This window comes from Tabrizicola flagellatus (genome assembly GCF_046295235.1).
Taxonomy (GTDB): Bacteria; Pseudomonadota; Alphaproteobacteria; order Rhodobacterales; family Rhodobacteraceae; genus Tabrizicola; species Tabrizicola flagellata_A.
Window position 1 is genome coordinate 37,226 of the sequence record NZ_JBKBLV010000024.1, and the last position, 25,712, is coordinate 62,937.

Here is a 25,712-nt window from a genome sequence, read left to right on the forward strand (position 1 = left end):
ATCGTCGCATCCGGGGCTACCCCAAGGCCTAGACGAACGCCAGCCGGGACAAGCCGTTTTGACCCCAATCCGCGACATCGCCCTCCGGTTGCCGTCCGACCTCCTGTCGGCCTTCGCGCTGCTCACCCGCCTGCCCCTGCCCGACCATCGGGGGACCGGATCCGCTTCGGCCTGGGCCTGGCCGCTGGTCGGCGCCGTGCTCGGAGCGATGGGGGCCGCCCTTGCCTCGGGCGTGCTCTGGCTTGGCGTGACGCCGGGCGTGACGGCAGCCCTGGTGCTGGCGGCGGGCGCCATGCTGACCGGGGCCCTGCACGAGGACGGGCTGTCGGACACGGCGGACGGGTTGTTCGGCGGCTGGACGCGCGAACGCCGGCTGGAGATCATGAAGGACAGCCGTGTGGGCAGCTACGGCGTCCTGGCCCTTGTCCTGGCGACCCTGGCGCGCTGGTCGGCGCTGACGGCGGTCCTGGTCCACGCGCAGCAGGGCAGCGGCCCCTGGACCGCCCTGATCGCCGCCGGGGCGCTGTCGAGGGCGCCGATGGCGCTGACCATGGCGCTTCTGCCCAATGCGCGCGGCGAGGGGCTGAGCCATGCCACCGGCCGCCCCACTGCCGCAACCGCGCTGGCCAGCCTTGCGCTTGCATCGGGGATCGCGGTGGCGCTGACCGGCTGGACCGCGGTGCCGCTGGTCCTTGCGACGCTTGCGGTGACGCTCTGGCTGGCCATCACCGCGCTGCGGCGGATCGGCGGGCAGACCGGAGACATTCTCGGCGCCAACCAGCAACTGGCCGAGATCGCCTGCCTCACGGTGCTGTCCGCGCGCGGTTAGGCGGGCGATCAGCCAGAGGGCCACGCCCCCTACCACCGCACAGCGGGTCTTCGGGGCCGCGCCGGGACACCCTCTGGCCTTTGCGCCGCTGCCGCGTTAGACGGGCAGAGAGAGCTTGCGAGGCCGCACCCATGTCCGAATTCACCGACGCCATATCCTCGACCGAAGAGATCATCGAGGATGCCCGCAACGGGCGGATGTTCATCCTGGTTGACCACGAGGACCGCGAGAACGAAGGCGACCTCGTGATCCCGGCCCAGATGTGCACGCCGAGCGCGATCAACTTCATGGCCACCCATGGCCGGGGCCTGATCTGCCTGGCGCTGCCCGGATCGCGGGTCGATCAGCTGGGCCTGCCGCTGATGAGCCCGAAGAATTCCTCCCGCCACGAGACCGCCTTCACCCTGTCCATCGAGGCGCGCGAGGGGGTGACGACCGGCATCTCGGCCGCCGACCGGGCGCGCACCGTCTCGGTCGCGATCGACCCGACCAAGGGCGCGGCCGACATCGCCACGCCCGGCCACATCTTCCCGCTGCGCGCCCGCGAAGGCGGCGTGCTGGTCCGGGCGGGCCACACGGAGGCGGCCGTGGATGTGGCGCGGCTGGCGGGGCTGAACCCCAGCGGCGTGATCTGCGAGATCATGAACGACGACGGCACCATGGCCCGCCTGCCCGACCTCGTGGCATTTGCGCAGAAGCACGGGCTGAAGATCGGTACCATCTCGGACCTGATCGCCTACCGCCGCCGCCACGACAACCTGATCACCGAAAAGGCCGTGAAATCCGTCACCTCCGCGCATGGCGGCGACTGGCTGATGCGGGTCTATGCCGACGAGACCCATGGCGATGAGCATATCGTGCTGTCCAAGGGCGACCTGTCCGGCCCCGGTCCGGTCCTGGTGCGGGTCCACGCGCTGAACCCGCTCGAGGACGTGCTGGGCATCGGCGGCGGCGGCGAGTTGCCCGCCGCCATGCGGATCATCGCCGCCGAGGGGCGCGGGGTCGTGGTCCTTTTGCGCGACACCACGATGAAGATGGTGACGCCCGGGGAACATTCGCCGCAGACCCTGCGCCAGTATGGCCTTGGCGCGCAGATCCTGTCGTCGCTGGGGCTGTCGTCGATCACGCTGGTCACCAACTCCGCCGCGCCGCGCTTCGTGGGCCTTGACGCCTACGGCCTGACCATCGCCGGCACCCGGCCCCTCAAGGAATAGCCCATGGCCACTGCCGAGACCCACTACACCCTTCCGCTGCCCGGCTTCGACAAGCCGGTGAAGCTTCTGATCGTCGTCGCCCCCTACTACAAGGACATCGCCGACAACCTCGTCGCCGGCGCGAAGGCGGTTGCCGCGGAATGCGGGGCCGAGGTGGACCTGGTGGAAGTGCCGGGAGCGCTGGAAGTGCCCTCGGCCATCGCCATGGCGGAACGGCTGGCGGAATACGATGGCTATGTCGCGCTTGGCTGCGTGATCCGGGGGGAAACCACGCATTACGACACGGTCTGCAACGACAGCTCGCGTGCACTCAGCCTCCTGGGCCTGCAAGGCGCCTGCATCGGCAACGGGATCCTCACGGTGGAAAACCGCGCCCAGGCTGAGGTGCGGGCCGATCCCGCGGGCCAGAACAAGGGCGGCGGTGCCGCAGCGGCGGCCTTGCACCTGATCGCGCTTTCGCGCAAATGGGCCGGGAAATCCAAGGGGATCGGTTTCCGGGCATGACGGACAGGCGGCAGGAAAAGCGCCAGATGAAATCGGCGGCGCGGCTTTACGCCGTGCAGGCGCTGTTCCAGATGGAGGTCTCGGGCCAAACGGTCGAGGCGGTGACGCGCGAGTTCGAGACGCACCGCTTCGGCGCGACCTACGAGGAGGGCGAATTCGCCGAGGGCGACGTAGACCATTTCCGCGCGGTGGTGGGCGCGGCCGTCAACTGGCAGGCGAAGATCGACCAGATGACCGACCGCGCGCTGGTCGCCGCCTGGCCGATCGACCGGATCGACCCGGTGCTGCGCGCGCTCTTCCGCGCGGCGGGGGCGGAACTGGTGGACCTATCCACTCCCCCCAAGGTCGCGATCACCGAATATGTGGACGTGGCCAAGGCCTTCTTTCCGGACGGCAAGGAACCCAAGTTCGTGAACGCCGTCCTCGACCACATGGCGCGCGAGGCCAGACCCGAGGCGTTCTGACCGCGGCATCCGGATTGACCCGGCAGCGGCGGCCACGCAAATTGCGGGGACAATCGCATGAGGTGCCCCATGACCGCTGCCCGCAGATCCCTGGCTGCCGCCGCCCTGCTTGCCGCCTGCACCGCGACGGCCTCGGGCAACGGCACCGTGCCGCCCGAATACCTGGCCCCACAATGGCGCATTGTCGCCATCGACGGCCAGCCCTTCGGCGCGCGCGGCACGATCGACTTCTCCGAACCCGGACGCGCCTTCGGCGAGGCGCCCTGCAACCGCTGGACCGGATCCTACGAAGGGCCGCTGCCGGCCTTCGTGCTGAAGGGCGTCGCCGTCACCCGCATGGCCTGCCCCGACATGAAGGAGGAGGCCCGTTTCCTCGAGGCCCTCTCGGCCATGACCGAGGCGCGGACCGAGGGCATCCTCGGCCTCAAGCTGACCGGGCTGGGCGGGCGCAGCATGGACTTCGTCCGCCCGATGAACTGACCACGCCGGAAAGGCGCGCATCGGGCTCTGGCATCGCCGGGCGGGGTTCCCCATATCCGCGCTCAGTCGCAACAATCCCGGAATCGACATGTCCAGCCGCGCCGCAGTTGCCGCCTTTCTCGACCGCCCCGCCATCGCCCGCTTCCTGATCGCCGTCATTTTGCTCAATGCCGTCACTCTGGGGCTGGAGACCTTCCCGGCGGTGATGGAGCGGGCCGGCACGGCGCTTGTCACCATCGACCGGGCCTGCCTCGCGATCTTCGTCGCCGAACTGGCGGCGCGGCTTTACGCGCAAGGTTTGCGCTTCTTCCGGTCGGGCTGGAACCTCTTCGACTTCGTGATCGTCGGTATTTCCCTGATCCCTGCGGCCGGGGGCCTTTCGGTCCTGCGCGCGCTGCGCATCCTGCGGGTGCTGCGCGTCGTCTCGATTGTGCCATCGCTGCGCCGAGTGGTCAACGGCCTTGGCCGGGCGCTGCCCGGGATGGGGTCGGTCTTCCTGTTGATTCTGCTGATCTATTACATCGCCGCCGTGATCGCGACCAAGCTCTTCGCCGCCAGCTTCCCCGACTGGTTCGGCAGCCTCGGCGCCTCGGCCTATTCGCTCTTCCAGATCATGACGCTGGAAAGCTGGTCCATGGGCATCGTCCGCCCGGTGATGGAGGTCTACCCTTATGCCTGGGCCTTCTTCGTGCCGTTCATCCTGATGACCACCTTCGCGGTGATGAACCTGATCGTGGGTCTGATCGTGAACTCGATGCAGGAGGCGGCCTCGGAGGAGAGCCGCGAGGAAACCCATGCCTTCGAGGAAAAGGTCCTCGCGCGGCTGGCCGAGATCGAACGCAAGCTCGACGCCCGTTAGCGCCCGGGACCGCTCATCGCGTCCCTCCGGTCGCTCTTCGCCGCCCCGCGAAGACCGACCGCAAGGGAGGGATGAGCCGCGCGCCTATCCCCGGGTCGCCTCGAACATGGCGGCGGCCCGGTCGAAGAACCGCTTCCGCACGGCCGGACCTTCCATCATGATCTCGTGCTCGGCACCGGGATAGAGGTCCAGCTCGCCCTTTTCCCAGCCCGCCATCCGCAGATGCACCGGCGCCGTGGCCACGACCTTCTCGGCCGTCCCCAGCGCACAGACCGCCGGCACCCGCGGCGCCGACAGCGCCGCCAGCGCCGCACATTCGGCCAGCGCGGCCGAGACCCAGCCGATCGACGGCCCGGCCAGCGCCAGCTCCGGCACCTCGACGACCTGCCGGCGCATGTAGTCCCACATCTCGCGGTCGGTTGTCAGCACGTTGCCCGCAAAGGGTGCCGTGGTGAGGTAAACCGCCGGCCCCGTCGAGGGTGCATAGCGCGCGTTCAGCCCCAGGGGCCGCGCGACCGACGAGACCACCGCCGCGAGCGGTTTCTGCCAGGGGGTCATCGCGATCCCCCACATCGGCGCGGAGAAGACCGCCGCCGCGACCGGCAGCCCGCGCATCAGCCCGCGCAGGCCGATGCAGCCGCCCATGGAATGCGCCACCATGTACCAGGGCCGCGGCAGGTCCAGCCGGGAGGCCTCGGCCAGCATGGCGTCCAGGTCCTGCTGGTATTCCGCGAAATCGCCCACATGGCCCATCAGCCGGTCGGGCAGCGCCCGGTCGGCCAGCCCCTGCCCGCGCCAGTCGATCGTGATGACCGAAAAGCCGCGCGCCACCAGGTCCCCGGCGGCGCGGCCGTATTTCTCGATGCATTCCGTCCGGCCGGGCAGCAGCAGCACCGTGCCCTTCTCTCCCGCCTTCCACGAGGCGAGCCGGATCCGCGCCGCCCCCGCCTGCACCCAGACCGCCACCACTCCGGGCGGCGCATCGGCCACCCCGGCGTGGAACGGCGCCGGCAGGGCGGCCTCCTGTCTCATCCCAGGACCGAGCCCAGCTTCATCGCCAGCCCCATGCTGCCATCGACCGACAGCTTGCCGGTCATGAAGGCCATCGTCGGGTTCATCTCGCCATCGAGGATCGCGCGGAACACGTCCGCCTCGGCGGTCAGCGTCACGTCGGCCTCCTCGTCGCCGGCCCGCACGCCGGCCGCGTCCAGCATGATCGCCCCTTCGCCGGGGATCACGAACTTGGCCACCCCGTCGAAGCCGCCCGAAACCTTGGCGGACAGCGCCTTGACGGCCGCATCGATCATTTCGCTCATTCGTCTCTCCTTCGTGACCCCGGCGCCACTGGCAATCCGGCGCGGATCGGTTACTTTCCCGTTATGGGCATCCGGGCCACCATTCTCAATCGTATCGTTGCGGCACTTCTGCCGCTTTTCCTGTCCTGCGCCATGGTGCAGGCCCAGGACGCGGCCAAGCTGGACGGTCTCTTCGACCGGCTCAAGACCGCCGAGGCGGGCGAGGCCAGCCGGATCGAGCGCGAGATCCAGCTGGAATGGTCGAAATCCGGCTCTCCGGCGCTGGATCTGCTGCTGCAACGCGGCAAGGACGCGATGACGATGGGCGACTATCCCGCCGCGATTGAACATTTCACCGCCCTGATAGACCACGACCCCGGCTTTGCCGAGGCCTGGAACGCGCGGGCCACCGCCTATTACATGGCCGGCGAGTTCGGGCCCTCGGTCGGCGACATCGCCCAGGTCCTGACGCTGAATCCCAGGCATTTCGGGGCGCTTTCGGGGCTGGCGCTGATTCTGGAGGAAACCGGCAAGCCGGAAAGGGCGCTCGAGGTCTATCGCGCGGCCCTTGCCATCCATCCCCATCTCCAGGGCGCGGCCGAGGCGGTCGCGCGGCTGGAGAAGGCCGCCGAGGGTCAGGAGCTTTAGGCCATGGACGCCACCCGGCGGGTGACGGCGGTCCTCGGACCGACGAACACCGGCAAGACCCATCACGCGATCGAGCGGATGCTGGCGCACCGCACCGGCGTCATCGGCCTGCCGCTGCGCCTGCTTGCTCGCGAGGTCTATGACCGCATCGTCGCCCGCGTCGGCCCCTCGGTCGTGGCGCTGGTCACGGGCGAGGAACGCATCGTCCCCGACCGCACGCAATACTGGGTCTGCACGACCGAGGCGATGCCGCTGGAAATCGGCGCCGATTTCGTCGCGGTGGACGAGATCCAGCTTTGCGCCGATGCCGACCGGGGCCATGTGTTCACCGACCGGCTGCTGCGCGCGCGCGGGCTGAACGAGACGCTGTTCCTCGGCTCCGACACCATGCGGGGCGCGATCGCGGCGCTGGTGCCGCATGTGACCTTCCTGAAACGCGACCGGATGTCCACCCTGCGCTATGCCGGGTCGAAGAAGATCAGCCGGATGCCGGAACGCTCCGCCATCGTCGGCTTCTCGGTGGAAAACGTCTATGCCATCGCCGAACTCATCCGCCGCCAGAAAGGCGGCTGCGCGGTAGTCATGGGCGCGCTGTCGCCCCGGACCCGCAACGCGCAGGTCGCGCTCTACCAGAACGGCGACGTGGATTACCTGGTGGCCACCGACGCCATCGGCATGGGGCTGAACCTCGACATCAAGCATGTGGCCTTTTCCGCCACCGCCAAGTTCGACGGCCGCCGGATGCGCGCGCTCTACCCGCAGGAACTGGGCCAGATCGCCGGGCGCGCGGGCCGCCACACCGAGGACGGCAGCTTCGGCGTCACCGGCGAGGCGCGCCCCTTCGACGAGGAACAGGTCGAGGCGATCGAGTCCCACCGCTTCGCCCCGGTGAAGAAACTGCACTGGCGCAACGAACAGCTGGATTTCGGCTCGGCCGAGCGGCTGATCCGCAGCCTCGAGGCCCCCACCTTCAACGACTGGCTGACCCGCGCGCGGGATGCCGACGACCTTCTGGCGCTCAAGGCCCTCTCCGCCCTGCCAGAGGTGCAAGACAAGCTGACCGAACCGAAGCGCGTCCAGCTTTTGTGGGATGTCTGCCGGATCCCCGATTTCCGCTCCTCCACCGGCCCGGAACACACCACGCTCCTGGCCCGGATCTTCGACTTCCTCGTCGGCCGGGGCCTCGGCGGCGGGCGCATCCCAAGTGACTGGCTGGCGACCGCGATCAAGCGCATCGACCGCACCGAGGGCGACATCGACACCTTATCGCGCAGACTGGCCTATATCCGCACCTGGACCTACGTCACCCAGCGGAAAAACTGGGTCGAAGACGAAACCCATTGGCGCGAGGAAACGCGCGCGGTAGAAGACCGCCTGTCGGATGCCCTGCATGCGGCGCTGACCCAACGATTTGTCGACCGGCGGACGAGTGTCCTCCTTCGCCGGTTGAAACAGAAGGAGACCCTCGTGGCCGAGGTGAACGACAAGGGCGAAGTGACGGTCGAAGGCGAATTCGCCGGCAAACTGGAAGGCTTCCGCTTCAAGCAGGACGCATCCGCAACCCCCGACGCGGCGCGCACGCTGGCGCAGGCCGCGTTGCAGGCGCTCAAGCCGGAGTTCCACCTGCGCGCCGACCGGTTCTACAACGCGCCGGATACCGAGCTTGATTTCACCGAACAGGGCGGCCTGATGTGGGGCACCTCTGCGGTGGGCAAGCTGGTCAAGGGGTCCGAGCCCGCCAAGCCCGCCGTCGAGGCCTTCGTGGACGAGGAAGCGGGACCGGAGGTCGCCGAAAAGGTCCGCCGCCGCCTTCAGCACTTCATCGACCGCAAGGTCGCGGCGCAGTTCGAGCCCCTGCTCGCCATGGCGCGCGACGAATCCCTCACCGGCCTCGCCCGCGGCTTCGCGTTCCGGCTGTCCGAGGCGATGGGCGTCCTCCCGCGCGAGCAGGTCGCGGCCGAGGTCAAGGAACTGGACCAGGAGGCGCGTGGCGCGCTGCGCAAGCACGGCGTCCGCTTCGGCCAGTTCACCATCTTCCTGCCCGCGCTGCTGAAACCCGCGCCGACGCGCCTGCGGCTGGTGCTCTGGTCGCTCTGGAACGGCTTGCAGGAATTCCCCGAGTCGCCGCCGCCCGGTCTCGTCACCATCCCGAACGTGCCCGAGGTGCCGAAAAGCCATTACACGCTCGCGGGTTATCACCCGGCCGGCAGCCGCGCGATCCGCATCGACATGCTGGAGCGGCTCGCCGACATCCTGCGTCAGAAGGACAGCCGCGCCGGCTTCGAGGCCACGCCCGACATGCTGTCGATCACCGGCATGACGCTCGACCAGTTCGCCGACCTGATGGCGGGTCTGGGCTACAAGGGCGAAAAGGGCGAACGCCCGAAGGTGAAGGCCGCCGAGCCGCCGAAAGAGCCCGAGATCTCCGAGGAAGCCGCCGCCGCCATCGCCGCCGGCGTGCCGATCCCGGAAGAGGTCTCGATCCTCGCCCCCGAACCCGCGCCCGAGCCCGAGACGGCAGCCACGCCCGAGATGGAGGTGTTCTACACCTTCACCTGGGCACCGAAGCCCCGCCCCCAGCGCCCCGATCGCGGTGGCGAGCGCGGCCCCCGCCCCGAGCGGAAGGAGGGCGAAGCCCGCGCCCCGCGCGGCGACCGTCCGCAAGGCGATCGTCCGCAAGGCGACAGGCCCAAGGGCGACCGGCCCAAGCACGACCGACCCAAGGGCAACCGTCCCCATGGCAAGGGGGCCAAGCCCCCGCGCGAGGAGCGGCACAAATCCTACGAGGCCCGCCCGCCCCGGCAGGATAAGCCCATCGACCCCGACAACCCCTTCGCGGCGCTGCTCGCGCTCAAGGGCAAGGTCTGATTGGCCGGGCCCTCGGGCAGACCCGACCCGGACGCCGCCGCGAAACTGCGGCTGGACAAATGGCTGTGGCAGGCGCGCTTCTTCAAGTCGCGCAGCCTAGCCGCCGCCGTGATCGAGGCCGGATCGGTCCGCGTCAACGGCACCCGTGTCAGCCGCCCCGGGCGAGATGTGGTGGCGGGCGACACGCTGACCTTCCCGCAGGGCAACCGCATCCGCCTGGTGCGGATCACCGCCCTCGGCCACAGGCGCGGCCCCGCGACCGAGGCGCAGGCGCTCTATCTCGATCTGGAACCCTCCGCAGCGCCGGACCCGCTTGAATGATCCGCCCTGCTGCTCTAACTGGCATGCAGACCATCCGCTCCGGGGCCCGCCCATGACCTATGTCGTCATCGACAACTGCATCGCCTGCAAATACACCGACTGCGTCGAGGTCTGCCCGGTCGACTGCTTCTACGAAGGCGAGAACATGCTCGTCATCCACCCCGACGAATGCATCGACTGCGGCGTCTGCGAACCCGAATGCCCCGCCGACGCGATCCGTCCCGACACCGAGCCGGACATGGAGGAATGGGTCGCCTTCAACCGGAAATACGCCGTGCAATGGCCGGTGATCGTGACCAAGAAGGACCCGCTTCCCGGCTATCAGGAACGCGATGGCGAGAAGAACAAGCGCGAGAAATACTTCTCGGAAGCCCCCGGCACGGGCGGCTGAGCCTGGGCCCGATTCGGGCACAACTGTGACCACGAATCGGTTACGACGCGCAAAGTTGCATGGATTCAACGTGTTATCCCAACCCACCCGTGAGTCGCGGCAGTTGGAATCGGGCGATGTTTGTGTTATGATTTCTTTACAAAGCAAGCATGGATGCCTGACGCCGGCTTAGAGCACTTCGCCTGGGCCAAAATCTGTTGTGACAATCAGCTCCACACGCCTGAACGAGTGGTTCAGGGCGCGCGGGGCGTTTGTTGCGGGTAGAGGGCATCCTTTCTGGGGAAGCGTGAATGACCAAGTCGAAGAAGCCTGAATTCCGTCCGAACGATTTCGTGGTCTACCCGGCGCATGGCGTCGGCAAGATCATCTCGATCGAAGAACAGCAGATCGCCGGGATTCAGCTGGAGCTTTTCGTCATCTCCTTCGAGAAGGACAAGATGACCCTGCGAGTGCCGACCCACAAGGCCATCGACATCGGCATGCGCCCCCTTTCGGCCCCCGATGTCGTGACCAAGGCGCTCGACACGCTGAAGGGCAAGGCCAAGGTCAAGCGCGCGATGTGGTCGCGCCGCGCCCAGGAATACGAACAGAAGATCAATTCCGGCGACCTGCTCTCGATCGCCGAGGTCGTCCGCGACCTGCACCGCACCGACGACCAGCGCGAACAGTCCTATTCCGAGCGTCAGCTTTACGAGGCCGCCCTGGAACGCCTGACCCGCGAAGTCGCGGCCGTGTCCGGCGTGGACGAGGCGGGCGCCGCAAAGCAGGTGGACAGCGTCCTGGTCGGCCGCGCGGCCTGATCCATCGAAGTCATGGAATGCAGAACGGCGGTCCCGCGGGGCCGCCGTATTGCATCGCTGGCGCCGAAGATGGAGCCGGCGGAGGTGGACCGGAACGGCACCGGGACCCATGGCGATCAAGCCGGTCGTCCCGCCGACGATCATCCGCTGCAAATTCGACAGGATGAAGTCGTCTTGCCCAGGCAAAGGCTACGGCCGACGGCTCGCCCGGTCGATCTCCAGTTCATGCAGCCTGGCCACAGTCGGAACCGGGAACACTGCCAGGAGCACCAACGCCCAAGGCGCCACCCGCAGCGCAATCGCACCAACCCGCCTTACCCGAAATACCGCTCCGCCGGCAGATAGGCGGCCAGCCGCCCCGCCGCGCACCAGTCGCGCTCCAGCCCCACGTCGCCCACCAGGATCACCTGGTCCGAGGGCAGCTTTCCAAGCGCCGCCCGCACCCTCTCCCGCATCTCTCCGAACCCCGCCAGCGCATAGGGCGCGGGGGAAACCCCGTCCAGCACCGGATTGGCCGCCGCCACCATCCCGGGCGTCAGCGGCGCCACCGCCAGCGCCAGCCGCCCACCCTGCACCTCGGCCAGCTTCAAAGCCCGCGCTTCCGGCATCGCCGGTCGCACCACCGAGACGCGCAAGGCGTTGGAAGAAAACAGGAACGCCACCACATCATGCCCTGTGGCCGCCCGCACCCCGGCATAGGTCCGGTAGTCCAGCCCCAGTGCCTCGGCCCGCTTGACCCGCAGCCGCACCACTTCGATGGGCAGCGTGGGCAACAGCGCGTCGCGCGCCAAGGACCAGCAGTGCCGCCGCCAGCTGACCCGGCCCTCCAGCGACGGCCCGCCGTTGTGCCCGATCCCGCTCATCCAAAACTCCGAAACTCCTGATTCGAACTGCGCTTGCCCTTTGGCAAATACTCCACGGGAGGTCCGGAGAGTGTGAAACCCTCCGGGGCCACCCCCGGGACCGACTTCAATCATACTCGCGCAGCCGCGCCACATAGCGCGCCATGGTATCGACCTCGAGGTTCACCATGTCCCCCACGGCCACCTCGCCCCAGGTCGTCACCTCCTGGGTGTGCGGGATCAGGTTCACCCCGAACTCCGCGCCCGAGACCTCGTTCACCGTCAGGCTCGTCCCGTTCAGCGCCACCGACCCCTTCGGCGCGATGAACTTCGCCAGCGCCTCCGGCGCGCGGAAGGTCACCCGGACCGACCCGCCCTCGGGCCGGACCCCCACCACCTCGGCCAGCCCGTCGACATGGCCCGAAACGATGTGCCCGCCCAACTCGTCCCCGACCTTCAGCGCCCGCTCCAGATTCACCCGCTTGCCCGGGCGCCAGTTGCCCAGATTCGTCTTCGACACCGTCTCGGCCGAAATCTCCACGTCGAACCAGCCCTCCGGTTCGCTGCCCAGCGCGACAACCGTCAGGCAGACCCCGTCGCAGGCGATGGATGCGCCGATATCGATGCCGCCGATGTCATAGTGCGTGCCGATGCGTGCGCGCAGGTCTCCCGCGACCCTGGTGTCGATGATCCGCCCCACATCGGTGACAATTCCGGTAAACATGACTGCACCCCGCCTTCTCTCGATCCCGACCTGCCGTTCCGAGGTAAAGCCCGCCCTCGCCGCTTGCAAGCCTCGGCCGGTTCGGGCCATCATCCCTCACCCGCTTTTCACCCTTTCCGGGGCAGGCTGTCCCGACGACCGCTGCATGACCCGACGGAACACAAGGCCCGACTTGCCCCCCGCCTCCCGCCACTTCCTCCTGCTGCAAGGCCCGCACGGTCCCTGGTTCCACCGCCTGGGCCAGCACCTGCGCCGAACTGGGGCGCGGGTGACGCGCGTGGGCTTCAACCTTGGCGACCGGGTGTTCTGGCCCGGCCCCGGCTACGTCGCCTTCGAGGACCCGCAGGACTGCTGGCCGGAAACCTGCGACCGCCTGATGACGGACCTCGGCGTCACTGATCTGGTGCTCTACGGCGACACGCGGCCGATCCATGCCCAGGCGATCCGGCTGGCAAGGGCGCGCGGGATCACCGTGCATGTGTTCGAGGAAGGCTACCTGCGCCCCTACTGGGTCACCTACGAACGTAACGGATCGAACGGCCATTCGCGGCTGATGGACCTGACGGTCGAGGAGATGCGGGGCGCACTGGCACGGGTCGATCCCGACCTGCCCGAGGTGCCCGCAACCTGGGGCGACATGCGCCAGCACATGTTCTGGGGCGCGCTCTACCACGGCTGCGTCGCGGCCGGCTTCCGTGCCTACCGGAATTTCCGTCCGCACCGCGCGCTGACGGTGGGCCAGGAATTCCGGCTCTACCTGCGCCGCTTCCTGATGATGCCGGTCCACCGCATCGAACGGCGCCTCTCCACCCGGCGCATCCGCAATGGCGGCTTTCCCTATCACCTGGCGATCCTGCAACTGGAACACGACGCCAGCTTCCGGGCCCATTCCCCCTTTGCCAGCATGACCGACTTCCTGGCCGAGGTCATCGCGGGCTTTGCCCGGGGCGCCCCCAGCCATCACCACCTGGTCTTCAAGGCCCACCCGCTTGAGGACGGGCGCGTGCCGCTCCTGCCGGAAATCCGCCGGCTGGCCCGCCTGCACGGCGTGATGGGCCGGGTGCATTTCGTCCGCGGCGGCAAGCTCGCGCAGCTTCTGAACGACGCCCGCTCGGCGGTGACGGTGAATTCCACCGCCGGGCAGCAGGCGCTCTGGCGCGGCCTGCCGCTGCGCACCTTCGGGGCGGCGGTCTATGCCAAGCCGCAATTCGTCTCGTCCCAGCCGCTGGCAGAGTTCTTCGCCGCACCGGATCGGCCGGATACCCGCGCCTATCGTGACTACCGCCACTTCCTCCTGGAAACCTCGCAACTGGTCGGCGGGTTCTACTCGGCGCGGGGGCGGCGGCGGCTCTTGCGGCAGGTTGTCGACCTGATGCTGTCGCCGGAAGACCCCTACCAGTCGCTGTTGCAGGGCACGGCAGGCCCGCGGCAGCAGTTGCGGCTCGTCCGCTGATTCCGCACTGGCCTTGGTGAACTGGCTTCGCTAGGTTACGCCGCAAGAAAGCTGCTCGAAGCCAGGGGACAGTCAGGTGAAGGTTGGTGTGTCGCACACGGCAAGGGCGCTTGCGCTGCTTGCCGCGATTGGTCTGGTGGCCTCCTGCGGTCTGCCCCGCTCGGGCCCCAACAAGCGCGAGATCCTCGCCGGCTCGGTGGACAAGCAGGGAAATGCGCATGTTGTCCGCGTCACGCCCGCGGTGACGCGCGCCACCTCGGCGCAGCCGGTCTTCGGTTTCAGCCAGAGCTTCCGCAACGCCGGTGTCGTCGCGTCGGACATGATCTCGCCGGGCGACACGATCAACGTGACGGTCTACGAAAACGTCAAGGACGACCCGCTGCTCGGCAATACCGGCCAGCGCGTCTCGGGCCTGACGGATGTCCAGGTCGATGGGCAGGGCTACATCTACATCCCCTATGCCGGGCGCATCAAGGCGGCGGGCCAGACGACCGAAGGCCTCCGCCAGGCGATCACCCGCAAGCTGGAAAACCAGACGCCCGACCCGCAGGTCAGCGTCTCGCGGGTGGCGGGCGAAGGCGCGACGGTGTCGATCTCGGGCCAGGCCGGGCTGAACGGCGTCTATCCGATCGAGGCTTCGACCCGGACGCTGGCCACCATGCTGGCCAAGGCCGGCGGCGTCACGATCGACCCCGCGATCGCCATCGTGCGGGTGACGCGCGGCAAGCATACCGGCAAGATCTGGCTCAAGGATCTCTACGAGAACCCCGCGCTCGACATCGCGCTGCGCCCGGGCGACAAGATCAACATCGAGAAGGATGACCGCAAGTTCATCGCGCTCGGGGCGACCGGCGCACAAAGCCTGGTGCCGTTCGAATCCGAATCGATGTCCGCACTCGAGGCCATCGCCACCGTGGGCGGGCTGTCCACGATGGCCGCCGACCCCAAGGGAGTCTTCATCCTGCGCGACGAAAGCGAGGAAATCGCCCGCGCCGTTCTGGGCCGCAACGACCTGATCGGCGACCAGCGCATCGTCTATGTGCTGGACCTGACCGAGCCCACCGGCCTGTTCGAGGCCCGCGACTTCCAGATCCGCGACGGCGACACGCTCTATGTCACCGAGGCCCCCTTCGTGCAGTGGCAGAAGACGCTTGGCGCCATCACCGGCAGCACCACGGCCGCGACCAGCCTTGCCAGCGTCGGCGATACCGGCGATTGATCCCGCCCTGCCGGCGAGGCCAGGGGCGCATCCGGCGCTGGCCGGGGTGCCGCGCGTTCTGGTGCATCAGAACCTGTCGATCCTGCGCAATGCCCGGCTGCACCGGGTTCTTGCGCTTGCCGGACACGAGCTGCGCTTCGGCCTGCCCCGATCCGGCGAGGGCGTCCTGGTCTGGGGCGCAAGTCCCACCGCCTGGCGCGGCGAGGCGCTAGCCGCCCGGCGCGGCCTCGCGCTGATCCGGGTCGAGGACGCCTTCCTCCGCTCGATCCACCCCGGGCGCGCGCGGGGCGAAGCGCCCACGGGCTACCTGATCGACCCCGAGGGCGTGCATTTCGACGGCCGCAGACCTTCGCGGATCGAGCGGATCCTGACCTCAACAGACTTTCATAATTCAGACATTCTAAGTGAGGCTCGCACTCTGATTGACTGTATCCTTGAAAATGATTTGTCAAAATACAACAATCATGCGTCCGACCTTGCCGCACCCGACCCCGGCTATGTTCTGGTGATCGACCAGTGTGCCGGGGACGCTTCGATCCGCCAGGGCGGGGCCTCGGCCGCGACCTTCCGCAGCATGCTCGCGGCCGCGCTGCGCGACAATCCCGACCGCCGCATCGTGATCCGCACCCATCCCGAGACCGCCGCCGGCCTGCGCCCCGGCCATTTCGGCCCGACTGACGCCGGAGGCCGCGTCACGCTCCTGACCGCGCCGGTCTCGCCGCACCGTCTTCTCGCGGGCGCGGCCGAGGTCTATGCCGTCACCTCGCAACTCGGCTTCGAGGCGATCCTGCACGGCCACCGCCCCTGGATCTTCGGCCAGCCCTTCTATGCCGGCTGGGGCCTCAGCCGGGACGAACAGCCGATCCCGCGCCGCACCCGCCGCCTGACGCGCGAAGAGCTGTTCGCCGGCGCGATGCTGCTGGCGCCGCTCTGGTATGACCCCTGCCGCGACCGGCTCTGCGGGCTGGAAGAGGTGATCCACCAGCTTGCCGCCGAAGCCCGCGCCTTCCGCGAGGACCGCCGGGGCCATGTCGCGGCGGGGATGCGGCTGTGGAAACGGCCCCGGTTGCAGGCGGTGTTCGGGGCCACGAGGGCGCTGCGCTTTCGCGACGATCCCGTGGCGGCGGACCGGCTGGCCAGGGCCACCGGGCGCGGCCTTCTGGTCTGGGCGGGCAGGGAACCGGAGGACTTCACCCCTGCCGCACCCTGCCGGCGGGTCGAGGACGGCTTCCTGCGCTCGCGCGGGCTTGGCGCGGAACTGGTGCCGCCCCTGTCGCTGGTGACGGACGACCTCGGCATCTATTACGACCCGACCCGCCCCTCGCGGCTCGAGAGGCTGATCGCAACGCCCCTCACCCCCGCGCAGCGCCGCCGGACCGAGGCCTTCCTTGACCTGCTGCGCGCAGAGGGCCTCTCGAAATACAATCTCGGTGGCACGATCCCCGCCCTGCCTCCGGGCCACCGGATCCTGGTGCCGGGGCAGGTGGAGGATGACGCCTCGATCCGCAAGGGGGCGGGCGCGGTGCGGACGAACCTTGCGCTGCTGCGCGCGGCGCGGGCTGCGAACCCCGATGCGGTGGTGATCTACAAGCCGCACCCGGATGTCGAGGCGGGCCTGCGCGCCGGCGCCATCGCGACCGCCGATCTGGATGGTCTCGCCGATCTCATCGCCTCCGGCGCGGATCCGGTGGCGCTTCTGGCCGAGGTGCAGGAGGTCTGGACCATGACCTCGCTTCTTGGCTTCGAGGCGCTGCTCCGCGGCCTGCCCGTCACCTGCCTCGGCGCCCCTTTCTACGCGGGCTGGGGCCTGACGCGCGATCTCGGGCCTGTTCCGGCGCGGCGGACGGCGCGGCCCGACGTGGTGCAGATCGCCCATGCCGCGCTGATCGCCTATCCGCGCTACTGGGATCCGGTCAGCCGCCGCCCCTGCCCGCCCGAGGTGGCGCTGGAGCGGCTGGCCACGGGGGCGATCCCGCATCCGGGGCGGCTCAACCGGCTGCTGTCCAAGGCGCAGGGCCGTTTCGCCAGCCTGGCGCCGCTCTGGCGCTGAAGCTCCTCGTGCGATTGCATCGCCTCGTCGCGGGACCGGCGAGGAGGGACGCAGTCGCCGACGAGCGCTACCGGGCCAGCCGCCAGAACCGCCACATCAGGCTCGCCGCGGCGCAGACCAGGCCCACGACCAGCCCCAGCCACAGCCCGACCCCGCCAAAGCCCAGCGGGAAGGCCAGCACATAGCTGCACGGGATGCCGATCAACCAGTAGCTGACCGCTGCCAGCCACATCGGCATTCGCGTGTCCTGCACCCCGCGCAAGAGGCCCAGCGCCATGACCTGCATCCCGTCGGCCAGCTGGAACAGCGCCGCCACCCCCAGAAGCACCGTGCCGTAGGCGAGGATCGCCGCGCTTTCCGGCTTCGTCAGGTCGAGGAACAGCGCGACGATCGGCCGGGGTGCAGACAGGAACAGGAGGATCGAGGCCAGCGCCACGCCCAGGGAGATCACCACCGCCACCTTCGCCGCCCGGCGCAGCTCTGTCCGCTCGCCCCGCCCGTCGAACCGCGCGATGCGGATCGTTGCGGCGCTGGACAGGCCGACATGCAGCATGAAGGTCAGCGCCGCCACCTCCAGCGCGATGCCATGCGCGGCCAGTTCCACCGTGCCGATCCAGCCCATCATCAGGGCCGATGCCTGGAAAAGCCCGCCCTCGGCCAGCCCGGTCAGCCCGATGGGCAGCCCCAGCCGCCAGACCTGCCGCATCGCCGGCCAGTCCGGCCGCCAGAAGCGCTGGAACAGGTGGAACCGGCGCAGGGCGGGCAGGAAATGCGCGTAAAGCGCCAGGGCCACCAGAGAGACGACCTGCACAACCAGCGTCGCCACTGCCGCCCCGCGCGCGCCCATCTCGGGGAAACCCCAGTTGCCGAAGATCAGCGCCCAGTTGACCGCGATGTTGACCGCAACCGCCGCCAGCGTGACCCAGAGCACGACCTGCGTCCGGTGCAGCGCCGAGAGATAGCTCTGCAACACCGTCACCACCAGCGCCGGCACCATCCCCAGCCCCGCGATCCGCATGTAGTCCTGCGCGATGGCCGAGACCTGCGGGTCCTGCCCCAGCGCCCGCAGGATCGGCTCGGACCACCAGAACACCGGATAGACCGCCAGGCCGAAGGCGATCGACAGCCAGATCCCCATCCGCGTGTCGCGGCGCACCTGCGTCTCGTCGTCCCGGCCCAGGGCGGCCGCGACCATCGGCATCACCGCCTTGGCAAAGCCCGATCCCACGACGAAGACGATGAAGAAGGAGGAGGCCCCCAGCACCACCGAGGCGAGGGCCACCACGCCGTACCAGCCGACCATGACCGTATCGGTCACATGCAGCGCCATCTGCGCCAGATGCGAGCCGATCAGGGGCAGGCCCAGCGCAAGCGTCTCCCGCGCATGGGCCGAATTGGACAACCGTATAGCCATGGCGCAGGCTTACCCGCGCCTCCCGGCAGGCACAAGGCAGGCTTTCCGCCGCGGCGCGGCGTCAGAGGCTGCTTGCCAGAAGCCCCAGCGCCGCCGCCGCGATCGCCGCGCCAACCGCCAGCTCCACCACCGGCAAGGCCCGCGCCAGGCGCCCGGTGCCGAGGCCCTGCAATGCCCCTTCGCGCGCCCAGACCGACAGCACCGCCGCCCCGACCGTCACCAGCGCCGTCCCGAGGCCCATGACGAAGGCGCCGACGATCCCGGCCAAAGCGATCCCCAGCTGCCAGGTCAGGACCAGCACGAACAGCGCCCCCGAACAGGGTCGCAGCGCGATCCCCGCCACCAGCGCCAGCCCGTCGCGGAACGAGGCGACATGCTCCACTGCCTCGACGGTCGGCCCGTGGGCATGGGTGCAGCCCGGCCCGTGCTCGTGGTCGTGATGGTGATCGTGGTGGCCGTGAGCATCGGCCGACGCCGCCACCTGCCGCCGCAGGTCCTGCACGCCGCGCCAGACCAGCCACAGGCCCAGCCCCGCGATCATCGCATGGCCCACCGGCGTCACCCAGCGCTCGGCCACGCCCTCGACCGCCTGCCGGCCCAGTCCCAGCAACGCCACCAGGCCATAGACCAGCGCCACCGCCACCGCCGCCTGCGCCAGGCTCGAGGCCAGAGCGAGCCCCGCCAGCCGCGCCACAGGCACCCGCCGCGCCAGGCCATAGCCGCCGATCACCAGCTTTCCATGCCCCGGCACCGCCGCATGCAGCACGCCATAGCCAAGGCACAGCGCCCAGAACGCCGTCAGCGCCCCGGCCTCGCCCCCCCGCAGCGCCCGGATCGCGCCCGCCAGCCGCTCCTGCGCCGCCCGCTGCGCCGCGCCAAGCCAGGCCGCCAGCCCCCCCAGCGCGCCCGAGGCCCAGAGCACCCCCAGCACCAGCACCAGGACCAGCCCGGCCAGCATCAGGGCGCGGCGCATGTCACCCGCACTTCCTCGGCGAACTGGGCACCCACGGCCGGAAAAGTGTCCTCGACATCCACGTCCGGCGTGTATTCCTTCAGGGCCTCCATCAGCGCCGCCTGCGCCTCGGTCAGGTCGGGCACGAAGGTCTGCGCCGTGCAGCCCCTGCCCCCGGTGATTACCGCCGGCTCGGGAATGGAATAGGCGACGTAATAGCCCGGATCATAGGCCTGCACGATCAGCGGCACCTGCCCCACCGGCACCGGGGCCGCAAGGCGCCGCAGATGGGTCGAGGTGATCCGCTTGCCGTCATAGCTTGCGCCGAACTCCTCGGGCCCCGACAGCTCCAGCGCCGCCTCGCCCGAGAGGGCGAAGGTGTCGCCGGCAAAACCCTCGTCCCATTTCATGTCGAAGCCGGACAGCCGCGCCTCTTCCTCGGGCGTCAGCTTGCCGTCCCAGTCCGCGTCCAGCCCCATGTCGCCGACGATATACAGCGAATACAGCTCGTCATAGGTCCAGCGGATCCGCAGCGCGACCGCCTCGTTGCGGTCGTTCAGGATCACCTCGATCCCAGTATCGATCCAGACATGCGGATGCGCCCCGGCCGGCCCGGCCGGCAGGGCAGAGGTCACGACAAGGGCAGAGAGCGCGGCGCGCAGCATGGCCGGCAGGGTAAGCACCGGCCGGGCCGGAGCCAAGGGGTGAAGGCCACCCCCGGCGCCGATCCGCGCCTCAGCGCTTCAGCATGGCCGGATGGGTCGCCACGTCATAGATCGCCGGCCCCATGCCCAGGACCTGCGTCGCCCGGCCGACGATCAGCGGATCGGGCGTGCCCACCACTTCGGGATCCTTGTTCGGATAGTCGATGGTGGACAGGAAATGCTTCATGCAGTTCAGCCGCGCCCGCTTCTTGTCGTTCGACTTCACGATCACCCAGGGCGCGTCCGCCGTATCGGTATAGAAGAACATCGCCTCCTTGGCCTCGGTATAGTCGTCCCAGCGGTCGAGGCTCGCCTTGTCGATCGGCGACAGCTTCCACATCTTCAGCGGATCGGTCTCGCGCGCCTTGAAGCGGGCCTGCTGCTCCTCTCGGGTGACGCTGAACCAGTATTTGTAAAGCCGGATGCCCGACCGGACGAGCATGCGCTCGAATTCCGGCGCCTGGCGCATGAATTCCAGGTATTCGGACGGCGTGCAGAAGCCCATCACCCGCTCGACGCCGGCGCGGTTGTACCAGCTGCGGTCGTAGAACACCATTTCCCCCGCCGTCGGCAGATGCGCGATGTAGCGTTGAAAGAACCACTGGCCCTTTTCCACGTCCGAAGGCTTGGTCAGCGCGCAGACCCTTGCATAGCGGGGGTTCAGATGCTCCATGAACCGCTTGATCGTGCCGCCCTTGCCGGCCGCGTCGCGCCCCTCCATCAGGATGACGAACTTCTGCCCGGTGTCCTGCGCCCAGATCTGCACCTTCAAGAGCTCGGCCTGAAGCCGTGCCTTCTCGGCCTCGTAGGGCGCGCGGCCCATCAGCCGGGCATAGGGATAACGGCCGGATTCGAAGGCCTGATGCAGCGGGCTCGGCTCGGCCTTCGGCGGTTTCGCCTCGGCCACCGGGTCGGCATCCCCGGCGGGCTTCAGGATCGTTGCAGTGTCATCCATACGGGGCACCTCCCTTGCACATGATCGGGCAAAACAGGCACAGTCTGCGACAAATTGCCTTGACACGGATCAAGACGGCTCTGCTTTCCTTGCCCCTTTTGCTTGCTCGCCACAGCGCCTAGGCTGGCGCTGGATACGATGGAGTCCCCCATGCCCACCCTCTACGGCGTCTTCCGCAGCCGCGCCTCGCGCCCGATCTGGCTGCTCTACGAACTGGACGAGGCCTTCGAGCACGTCCCCGTCATCCAGGCCTACCGCCTGCCCCAGGCCAGCGCGCCGGACGCACCGCTGAACACCGCCTCGCCCGCCTTCCTGAAGGTGAATCCGCAGGGCCAGATTCCCGCCTATGTCGAAGGCGATCTGGTGCTGACTGAATCGCTCTCCATCACCAACCACATCGCCCGCACCCGGGGCGGGATGCTCGGGCCGCAGACCCCGGCCGAGGCCGCGCTTATCGACCAATGGACGCTCCTGGCCGTGACCGCCATCGAGGCGCCGGCGCTGGAGATCCTGAACGTCCAGGGCGCCGGGGGCGACAAGACCCCCGAAGGCCAGGGCACCATCGCGATCAATGCCGAGAAACTCCGCCGCCCGCTGAAACGGCTTGAGGCGCATCTGTCGGCGCGGTCATATCTGGTCGGAGACCGCTTCACCGTGGCCGACTTGAACCTGGCCGAATGCCTGCGCTACGCCCAGGGCCACCCGACCTTGTTGGGAGAATTCCCCGCAGTGAAGGCCTGGCTGGAGCGGTGCCAGTCACGCGAGGCGTTCAAGAGGATGTGGGCAGCGCGAATGGCCGAGCCGGTGTGAGCATTGCACCTGCGGAGCGGGGGTTTCACACCCCCGCACCCCCGTGGGATATTTGGGGAAGAGAAAGCCGGGGCGAGCAGCGCCAGACAGCAATGCTCAAGACCGGAATGTCTGCCAAGGTCAGGTAAGGGTCAGCTTTTCCAACCTCGTCCTGTCGCGTCGAGATCGCTATCCTTCTTGTTTGGATAGTAGATCTTCTTCCCCAAGAGCCCGCAAAACAGGATGCCATCGATACCGTTCACGTCTCTTTTGCCCACTGGCCGCGCCCAAAGCTGTTCGAACTCCGCTTCCACATCCTCATCGGCGTGACGTTCGCAAAAGTCCTCAATGAACTCGATATCCTGTCCGTCACCCGGGAAAAGGCGACAGAAGAATTCGTCGGTAACCCGGAAATGATCGTAGGCGCAGTTTTCCGCACCATTGATGACCAGTATGGTCTTCATCCAGGCGCTCCCCATCCGAAAAGCCTGCATCCATTGTATCCGCCGCCTGCCTTCGAATGCTTGGAAGCAACAGGTCCAACCACTCCTTGCCCGGACAGAGCGGGACGCGACACGATCCTTCGGTCAACACCCCGCGGGAGGCCAGGCCAAGCCGCGGGGTGTCTTTCCCTTCACGGCCATCGGCGTCCCCGCCTGTACCGCCCGATCACTCTGTGCCGAGTCGAGTAAAAGACCCATTAACGTTAATGGCCCGCCCAAGGATAAGTGGCTTTCTCTTCCCGAAATATCCCACAGGGGGTCCGGGGGGTGTGAAACCCCCCGGTCCGACGGCGGCCTAGTTCACGTACTTCTGCCAATTGTGCGCTTCCTTGAACCCCAGAACCTCCCGGATCTTCCGGTTGGACAATAGCCCCTCCCGCTCTCCCACCGCCCGCGACAGCGGCACGTTCGGGAAGAACCGAGGCAAGAGTTCCGAGTTCGGCTGCGGCACCGCGTTCTCGTCGTTCACCGCGTTGAACACCTGGAAGCCAAGGCCGTCCTTGCGCAAACACAAGTCCACGATCTGCCCCAGATCACGCGCGTCGATGTAGCTGAAGGTTATCCGCCGCCTGAGGCCCGGGTCGTCGGCAAGTGGCGGGAACAGGGTCGCATACTCGTGCGGCTCGATCACGTTGCCGATCCGCAGCGCATAAACATCCGCCCCGAACCGCCGCTGCAGGCTGCGCGCCGTCACCTCGTTCACCTTCTTCGAGGTGCCGTAGGTGTCCATCGGATCGATGTCGTAATCCTCTTCCAGCGGCAGGACCTTGGGGTCCACCACGCCATCGCTGAAACACACGCCGTAGGTCGTCTCGGAAGACGCGATGATGACCTTGCGGATGCCCATCTTCAGCGCGGCCTCGATGACATTGTAGGTCCCCACCACGTTGACGCGCCAGGTCTCGGTATCCGGCACCATGCCATAGCGCGGCACCGCCGCGAAATGCACCACGGCGTCGAACAGCTTCGCCGCGCCGTCCTCCATCTCGTCATAGCCCGCATGGGTCCGCATCGCGGAATACACCTGGCCCGCATCGCAGATGTCGCCGATCAGGTCATGCACCCCTGCCAGCCCCAGCGACACCCGGTCGAAGTTCAGCACCCGGTGCCCCTGCGCCACCAGGTAAGGCACCACATGCCTGCCCGCCTTGCCCGACCCGCCCGTGAAAAGTACCCGCATCGTCATGTCCTCCATTCGCTTTGCCCTGAACCTAGGCCGCCCCGCCCTGCTCGACCACCCCCCACATCTTGCGCCCCCATGCCCTTCGATGCTCTAATGCCTGCGCATTTGAACAGGTGATCCATGAACGACCTCCTCTCCGGCGCCACCACCTACGACGCCTCCTCGATCGAGGTCCTCGAAGGCCTGGAACCCGTCCGCAAGCGCCCCGGCATGTATATCGGCGGCACCGACGAACGCGCGCTGCACCACATGGTCGCGGAAATCCTCGACAACGCGATGGACGAGGCCGTCGCGGGCCACGCCAACCGCATCGAGGTGGAACTGCACGCCGACGGCTCAGTCACCGTCCGCGACAACGGCCGCGGCATCCCCGTGGACCCCCACCCCAAGTTCCCCGGCAAGAGCGCCCTGGAGGTCATCCTCTGCACCCTCCACGCCGGCGGCAAGTTCTCGAACAAGGCCTATTCCACCTCCGGCGGCCTAAACGGCGTCGGCTCCTCGGTCGTGAACGCGCTCTCCGACCTGATGGTGGTCCAGGTCGCCCGCGACCGTGAGCTTTACGAACAAAGCTTCTCGCGCGGCATCCCCCAGGGTCCCGTGAAGAAACTCGGCCCCACCCAGAACCGCCGCGGCACCTGGGTCACCTTCCACCCCGACCCGGACATCTTCGGCCACCAGACCCTGAAACCCGCGCGCCTCTACAAGATGACGCGGTCCAAGGCCTATCTCTTCTCGGGCGTCGAAATCCGCTGGAAATCGGCCATCCCCGACGGCGACACGCCGATGGAGGCGACCTTCCACTTCCCCGGCGGCCTCGCCGACTTCCTGAACGACTCGCTCCGCAAGGTCACCACCTACTCCGATCGCCCCTTCGCCGGCCGCGTCAGCTTCGAGGAGAAATACCAGGTCCCCGGCTCGGTCGAATGGGCGATCAACTGGACCCCCGCGCAGGACGGCTGGCTCCACTCCTACTGCAACACCGTCCCCACCCCCGAAGGCGGCACGCATGAGGCCGGGTTCTGGGCCGCGATCCTGAAGGGCATCCGCGCCTATGGCGAGCGGGTGAAGAACCGCAAGGCCGACCAGATCACCCGCGAGGACCTCCTTACGGGGGGCTGCGCGCTCCTGTCGATCTTCATCCGCGAACCCAGCTTCGTCGGCCAGACCAAGGACCGGCTGTCCACCGAGGAAGCCGCGAAATGGGTCGAGAACGCCGTCCGCGACCATTTCGACACCTGGCTCGCCGCCGACCCGAAATCGGCCGGAGCGATCCTCGACTTCCTCGTCCTGCGCGCCGAGGAACGCCTGCGTCGGCGTGAGGAAAAGGAAACCGCCCGCAAGACCGCGACCAAGAAGCTGCGCCTCCCCGGCAAACTCACCGACTGCTCCGCCAAGTCCCGCGAAGGCACCGAACTCTTCATCGTCGAAGGCGACAGCGCCGGCGGTTCCGCCAAGGGTGCGCGCGACCGCAACTTCCAGGCCCTCCTGCCCCTGCGCGGCAAGGTGCTGAACGTCCTCGGCGCCGCCTCCTCCAAGCTGACCGAGAACGCCGAGATCCGCGACATCTGCGAGGCGCTGGGGACCGGCATGGGGTCGAAGTTCCGCCTCGACGACCTGCGCTACGAGAAGATCATCATCATGACCGACGCCGACGTGGACGGCGCGCATATCGCCTCGCTCCTGATGACCTTCTTCTTCACCCAGATGCGCCCCCTGATCGACAAGGGCCACCTCTACCTCGCCTGCCCGCCCCTTTACCGCCTGACGCAAGGCGCGCGGAGGATGTACGTCGCCGACGACGCCGAGAAGGAGGAGTGGCTGGCGAAGGGCCTCGGCGGCAAGGGCAAGATCGACGTCCAGCGTTTCAAGGGCTTGGGTGAGATGGACGCCAAGGACCTGAAGGACACCACGATGAACCCCGAGACGCGCAAGCTGATCCGGGTCTCGATTGATGAGGACGAACCGGGGGACACCTCCGACCTGGTAGAGCGCCTGATGGGCAAGAAGCCGGAGCTGCGGTTCCAGTACATCCAGGAGAACGCGCGGTTTGTGGAGGAGTTGGATGTGTGAGGAGTCAACATGAGGTTATTTTCTTGGTTTAACCGCGTGCCCGATAAGGGTGAGCCTATCTGTCACATCCCGCGTGATTGTAGACTCGCTTCCTGAACAGTTCTGGCCTTTGGCATTGCCAGTCCTTGAGGGCGGCGATGGGCGTTCGTCCCTTCAGGGCCGATTGGGGAAGCTGGCTGTT

The 25,712-nt window shown here is 68.1% G+C and carries 26 protein-coding genes and 1 pseudogene; 16 read left to right on the forward strand and 11 right to left on the reverse strand.

Going from position 1 to position 25,712, the window contains the following annotated elements; all coding sequences use genetic code 11:
- Positions 1–67 precede the first annotated feature (67 nt).
- From ACK4IU_RS11855 to ACK4IU_RS11880, 6 genes are all read left to right on the forward strand, one after another.
- Entirely contained in the window at positions 68–829 is a 762-nt protein-coding gene (locus tag ACK4IU_RS11855; RefSeq protein ID WP_409735361.1) for an adenosylcobinamide-GDP ribazoletransferase, read from the forward strand.
- Positions 830–960: 131 nt separating this feature from the next.
- Positions 961–2,043 (forward strand): 3,4-dihydroxy-2-butanone-4-phosphate synthase, encoded by a 1,083-nt coding sequence (gene ribB / locus ACK4IU_RS11860; protein ID WP_409735283.1) that lies wholly within the window; start codon positions 961–963, stop codon positions 2,041–2,043.
- A gap of 3 nt (positions 2,044–2,046) precedes the next feature.
- Positions 2,047–2,547, forward strand: a complete 501-nt coding sequence (locus tag ACK4IU_RS11865; RefSeq protein ID WP_409735286.1) for a 6,7-dimethyl-8-ribityllumazine synthase — start codon at positions 2,047–2,049, stop codon at positions 2,545–2,547.
- A complete protein-coding gene (nusB, locus tag ACK4IU_RS11870; RefSeq protein ID WP_409735289.1) occupies positions 2,544–3,011 on the forward strand; it encodes a transcription antitermination factor NusB in 468 nt (155 codons plus the stop codon). Before ACK4IU_RS11865 ends, nusB begins: the two co-directional genes overlap by 4 nt.
- A 69-nt stretch (positions 3,012–3,080) precedes the next feature.
- Positions 3,081–3,491, forward strand: a complete 411-nt coding sequence (locus ACK4IU_RS11875) for an META domain-containing protein (RefSeq protein WP_409735292.1) — start codon at positions 3,081–3,083, stop codon at positions 3,489–3,491.
- Between the two features lie 88 nt (positions 3,492–3,579).
- On the forward strand, positions 3,580–4,350 hold the full coding sequence (locus ACK4IU_RS11880) for an ion transporter (RefSeq protein ID WP_409735295.1): 771 nt from the start codon (positions 3,580–3,582) through the stop codon (positions 4,348–4,350).
- Between the two features lie 84 nt (positions 4,351–4,434).
- Here ACK4IU_RS11880 and ACK4IU_RS11885 read toward each other — a convergent pair whose 3' ends face one another.
- Both ACK4IU_RS11885 and ACK4IU_RS11890 read right to left on the reverse strand, forming a co-directional pair.
- Entirely contained in the window at positions 4,435–5,382 is a 948-nt protein-coding gene (locus tag ACK4IU_RS11885; RefSeq protein ID WP_409735298.1) for an alpha/beta fold hydrolase, read from the reverse strand.
- Complete coding sequence (locus tag ACK4IU_RS11890) at positions 5,379–5,666, reverse strand: SCP2 sterol-binding domain-containing protein (RefSeq protein ID WP_409735301.1); 288 nt, start codon at positions 5,664–5,666, stop codon at positions 5,379–5,381. The genes ACK4IU_RS11885 and ACK4IU_RS11890 overlap by 4 nt, the downstream gene beginning before the upstream one ends.
- A 63-nt stretch (positions 5,667–5,729) precedes the next feature.
- On the opposite strand from ACK4IU_RS11890, the gene ACK4IU_RS11895 reads away from it, so the two are divergent.
- The 5 genes from ACK4IU_RS11895 to ACK4IU_RS11915 all read left to right on the forward strand — a co-directional run bounded on the left by ACK4IU_RS11895 (position 5,730) and on the right by ACK4IU_RS11915 (position 10,673).
- Positions 5,730–6,293 carry a tetratricopeptide repeat protein gene (locus tag ACK4IU_RS11895; protein WP_409735304.1) on the forward strand — a complete coding sequence of 188 codons (564 nt, stop codon included), beginning with the start codon at positions 5,730–5,732 and terminating at the stop codon, positions 6,291–6,293.
- A gap of 3 nt (positions 6,294–6,296) precedes the next feature.
- Positions 6,297–9,161, forward strand: coding sequence for a helicase-related protein (locus ACK4IU_RS11900; protein WP_409735307.1), 2,865 nt, complete (start codon positions 6,297–6,299; stop codon positions 9,159–9,161).
- Entirely contained in the window at positions 9,162–9,482 is a 321-nt protein-coding gene (locus ACK4IU_RS11905) for an RNA-binding S4 domain-containing protein (protein WP_409735310.1), read from the forward strand. It abuts the gene before it with no gap.
- Positions 9,483–9,534: 52 nt separating this feature from the next.
- Positions 9,535–9,873 (forward strand): ferredoxin FdxA, encoded by a 339-nt coding sequence (gene fdxA, locus ACK4IU_RS11910; RefSeq protein ID WP_149589455.1) that lies wholly within the window; start codon positions 9,535–9,537, stop codon positions 9,871–9,873.
- Positions 9,874–10,163: 290 nt separating this feature from the next.
- Positions 10,164–10,673 (forward strand): CarD family transcriptional regulator, encoded by a 510-nt coding sequence (locus ACK4IU_RS11915; protein ID WP_409735315.1) that lies wholly within the window; start codon positions 10,164–10,166, stop codon positions 10,671–10,673.
- 314 nt (positions 10,674–10,987) lie between these two features.
- On the opposite strand, the gene ACK4IU_RS11920 is transcribed toward ACK4IU_RS11915, so the two are convergent.
- Together ACK4IU_RS11920 and ACK4IU_RS11925 are read right to left on the reverse strand one after the other, a co-directional pair.
- Positions 10,988–11,536, reverse strand: coding sequence for a hypothetical protein (locus ACK4IU_RS11920; RefSeq protein ID WP_409735318.1), 549 nt, complete (start codon positions 11,534–11,536; stop codon positions 10,988–10,990).
- 106 nt (positions 11,537–11,642) lie between these two features.
- Positions 11,643–12,239 carry a riboflavin synthase gene (locus ACK4IU_RS11925; RefSeq protein ID WP_409735321.1) on the reverse strand — a complete coding sequence of 199 codons (597 nt, stop codon included), beginning with the start codon at positions 12,237–12,239 and terminating at the stop codon, positions 11,643–11,645.
- A gap of 145 nt (positions 12,240–12,384) precedes the next feature.
- On the opposite strand from ACK4IU_RS11925, the gene ACK4IU_RS11930 reads away from it, so the two are divergent.
- The 3 genes from ACK4IU_RS11930 to ACK4IU_RS11940 all read left to right on the forward strand — a co-directional run bounded on the left by ACK4IU_RS11930 (position 12,385) and on the right by ACK4IU_RS11940 (position 16,961).
- Positions 12,385–13,692 (forward strand): capsule biosynthesis protein, encoded by a 1,308-nt coding sequence (locus ACK4IU_RS11930; protein ID WP_409735323.1) that lies wholly within the window; start codon positions 12,385–12,387, stop codon positions 13,690–13,692.
- A gap of 76 nt (positions 13,693–13,768) precedes the next feature.
- On the forward strand, positions 13,769–14,911 hold the full coding sequence (locus ACK4IU_RS11935) for a polysaccharide biosynthesis/export family protein (RefSeq protein WP_409735325.1): 1,143 nt from the start codon (positions 13,769–13,771) through the stop codon (positions 14,909–14,911).
- 46 nt (positions 14,912–14,957) lie between these two features.
- A complete protein-coding gene (locus tag ACK4IU_RS11940) occupies positions 14,958–16,961 on the forward strand; it encodes a capsular polysaccharide biosynthesis protein (protein WP_409735328.1) in 2,004 nt (667 codons plus the stop codon).
- A gap of 67 nt (positions 16,962–17,028) precedes the next feature.
- Here the strand turns inward: ACK4IU_RS11940 and ACK4IU_RS11945 are convergent, their stop codons facing one another.
- The 4 genes from ACK4IU_RS11945 to ppk2 form a co-directional block, all read right to left on the reverse strand.
- Positions 17,029–18,375, reverse strand: coding sequence for an MATE family efflux transporter (locus ACK4IU_RS11945; RefSeq protein WP_409735331.1), 1,347 nt, complete (start codon positions 18,373–18,375; stop codon positions 17,029–17,031).
- Between the two features lie 61 nt (positions 18,376–18,436).
- A complete protein-coding gene (locus tag ACK4IU_RS11950) occupies positions 18,437–19,348 on the reverse strand; it encodes a nickel/cobalt transporter (RefSeq protein ID WP_409735334.1) in 912 nt (303 codons plus the stop codon).
- Complete coding sequence (locus tag ACK4IU_RS11955) at positions 19,333–20,010, reverse strand: DUF1007 family protein (protein WP_409735337.1); 678 nt, start codon at positions 20,008–20,010, stop codon at positions 19,333–19,335. The genes ACK4IU_RS11950 and ACK4IU_RS11955 overlap by 16 nt, the downstream gene beginning before the upstream one ends.
- 52 nt (positions 20,011–20,062) lie before the next feature.
- Entirely contained in the window at positions 20,063–20,986 is a 924-nt protein-coding gene (ppk2, locus tag ACK4IU_RS11960) for a polyphosphate kinase 2 (RefSeq protein WP_409735340.1), read from the reverse strand.
- A gap of 150 nt (positions 20,987–21,136) precedes the next feature.
- Between ppk2 and ACK4IU_RS11965 the strand changes: the two genes are divergently transcribed.
- Positions 21,137–21,796: a glutathione S-transferase family protein gene (locus ACK4IU_RS11965; protein WP_409735343.1), complete on the forward strand. Its 660-nt coding sequence runs from the start codon at positions 21,137–21,139 to the stop codon at positions 21,794–21,796.
- 131 nt (positions 21,797–21,927) lie between these two features.
- Here ACK4IU_RS11965 and ACK4IU_RS11970 read toward each other — a convergent pair whose 3' ends face one another.
- Both ACK4IU_RS11970 and ACK4IU_RS11975 read right to left on the reverse strand, forming a co-directional pair.
- Positions 21,928–22,239 (reverse strand): hypothetical protein, encoded by a 312-nt coding sequence (locus ACK4IU_RS11970; protein ID WP_409735346.1) that lies wholly within the window; start codon positions 22,237–22,239, stop codon positions 21,928–21,930.
- 334 nt (positions 22,240–22,573) lie between these two features.
- A complete protein-coding gene (locus tag ACK4IU_RS11975; protein ID WP_409735349.1) occupies positions 22,574–23,458 on the reverse strand; it encodes an NAD-dependent epimerase/dehydratase family protein in 885 nt (294 codons plus the stop codon).
- A gap of 123 nt (positions 23,459–23,581) precedes the next feature.
- Here ACK4IU_RS11975 and parE point away from each other — a divergent pair, with 123 nt between their 5' ends.
- Positions 23,582–25,531, forward strand: coding sequence for a DNA topoisomerase IV subunit B (gene parE / locus ACK4IU_RS11980; RefSeq protein ID WP_409735352.1), 1,950 nt, complete (start codon positions 23,582–23,584; stop codon positions 25,529–25,531).
- Between the two features lie 55 nt (positions 25,532–25,586).
- On the opposite strand, the pseudogene ACK4IU_RS11985 reads toward parE, so the two are convergent.
- Positions 25,587–25,712: pseudogene (locus ACK4IU_RS11985) on the reverse strand (IS481 family transposase); the annotation flags it as partial.

Bases quoted from the DNA above. Each gene is read 5' to 3' on its own strand.
- ribB (WP_409735283.1), top strand. From the start codon at position 961: ATGTCCGAATTCACCGACGCCATATCCTCGACCGAAGAGATCATCGAG.
- ACK4IU_RS11865 (WP_409735286.1), top strand. From the start codon at position 2,047: ATGGCCACTGCCGAGACCCACTACACCCTTCCGCTGCCCGGCTTCGAC.
- nusB (WP_409735289.1), top strand. From the start codon at position 2,544: ATGACGGACAGGCGGCAGGAAAAGCGCCAGATGAAATCGGCGGCGCGG.
- ACK4IU_RS11875 (WP_409735292.1), top strand. From the start codon at position 3,081: ATGACCGCTGCCCGCAGATCCCTGGCTGCCGCCGCCCTGCTTGCCGCC.
- ACK4IU_RS11880 (WP_409735295.1), top strand. From the start codon at position 3,580: ATGTCCAGCCGCGCCGCAGTTGCCGCCTTTCTCGACCGCCCCGCCATC.
- ACK4IU_RS11885 (WP_409735298.1), bottom strand. From the start codon at position 5,382: ATGAGACAGGAGGCCGCCCTGCCGGCGCCGTTCCACGCCGGGGTGGCC.
- ACK4IU_RS11890 (WP_409735301.1), bottom strand. From the start codon at position 5,666: ATGAGCGAAATGATCGATGCGGCCGTCAAGGCGCTGTCCGCCAAGGTT.
- ACK4IU_RS11895 (WP_409735304.1), top strand. From the start codon at position 5,730: ATGGGCATCCGGGCCACCATTCTCAATCGTATCGTTGCGGCACTTCTG.
- ACK4IU_RS11900 (WP_409735307.1), top strand. From the start codon at position 6,297: ATGGACGCCACCCGGCGGGTGACGGCGGTCCTCGGACCGACGAACACC.
- fdxA (WP_149589455.1), top strand. From the start codon at position 9,535: ATGACCTATGTCGTCATCGACAACTGCATCGCCTGCAAATACACCGAC.
- ACK4IU_RS11915 (WP_409735315.1), top strand. From the start codon at position 10,164: ATGACCAAGTCGAAGAAGCCTGAATTCCGTCCGAACGATTTCGTGGTC.
- ACK4IU_RS11920 (WP_409735318.1), bottom strand. From the start codon at position 11,536: ATGAGCGGGATCGGGCACAACGGCGGGCCGTCGCTGGAGGGCCGGGTC.
- ACK4IU_RS11925 (WP_409735321.1), bottom strand. From the start codon at position 12,239: ATGTTTACCGGAATTGTCACCGATGTGGGGCGGATCATCGACACCAGG.
- ACK4IU_RS11930 (WP_409735323.1), top strand. From the start codon at position 12,385: ATGACCCGACGGAACACAAGGCCCGACTTGCCCCCCGCCTCCCGCCAC.
- ACK4IU_RS11945 (WP_409735331.1), bottom strand. From the start codon at position 18,375: ATGGCTATACGGTTGTCCAATTCGGCCCATGCGCGGGAGACGCTTGCG.
- ACK4IU_RS11950 (WP_409735334.1), bottom strand. From the start codon at position 19,348: ATGCGCCGCGCCCTGATGCTGGCCGGGCTGGTCCTGGTGCTGGTGCTG.
- ppk2 (WP_409735340.1), bottom strand. From the start codon at position 20,986: ATGGATGACACTGCAACGATCCTGAAGCCCGCCGGGGATGCCGACCCG.
- ACK4IU_RS11965 (WP_409735343.1), top strand. From the start codon at position 21,137: ATGCCCACCCTCTACGGCGTCTTCCGCAGCCGCGCCTCGCGCCCGATC.
- ACK4IU_RS11970 (WP_409735346.1), bottom strand. From the start codon at position 22,239: ATGAAGACCATACTGGTCATCAATGGTGCGGAAAACTGCGCCTACGAT.
- ACK4IU_RS11975 (WP_409735349.1), bottom strand. From the start codon at position 23,458: ATGCGGGTACTTTTCACGGGCGGGTCGGGCAAGGCGGGCAGGCATGTG.
- parE (WP_409735352.1), top strand. From the start codon at position 23,582: ATGAACGACCTCCTCTCCGGCGCCACCACCTACGACGCCTCCTCGATC.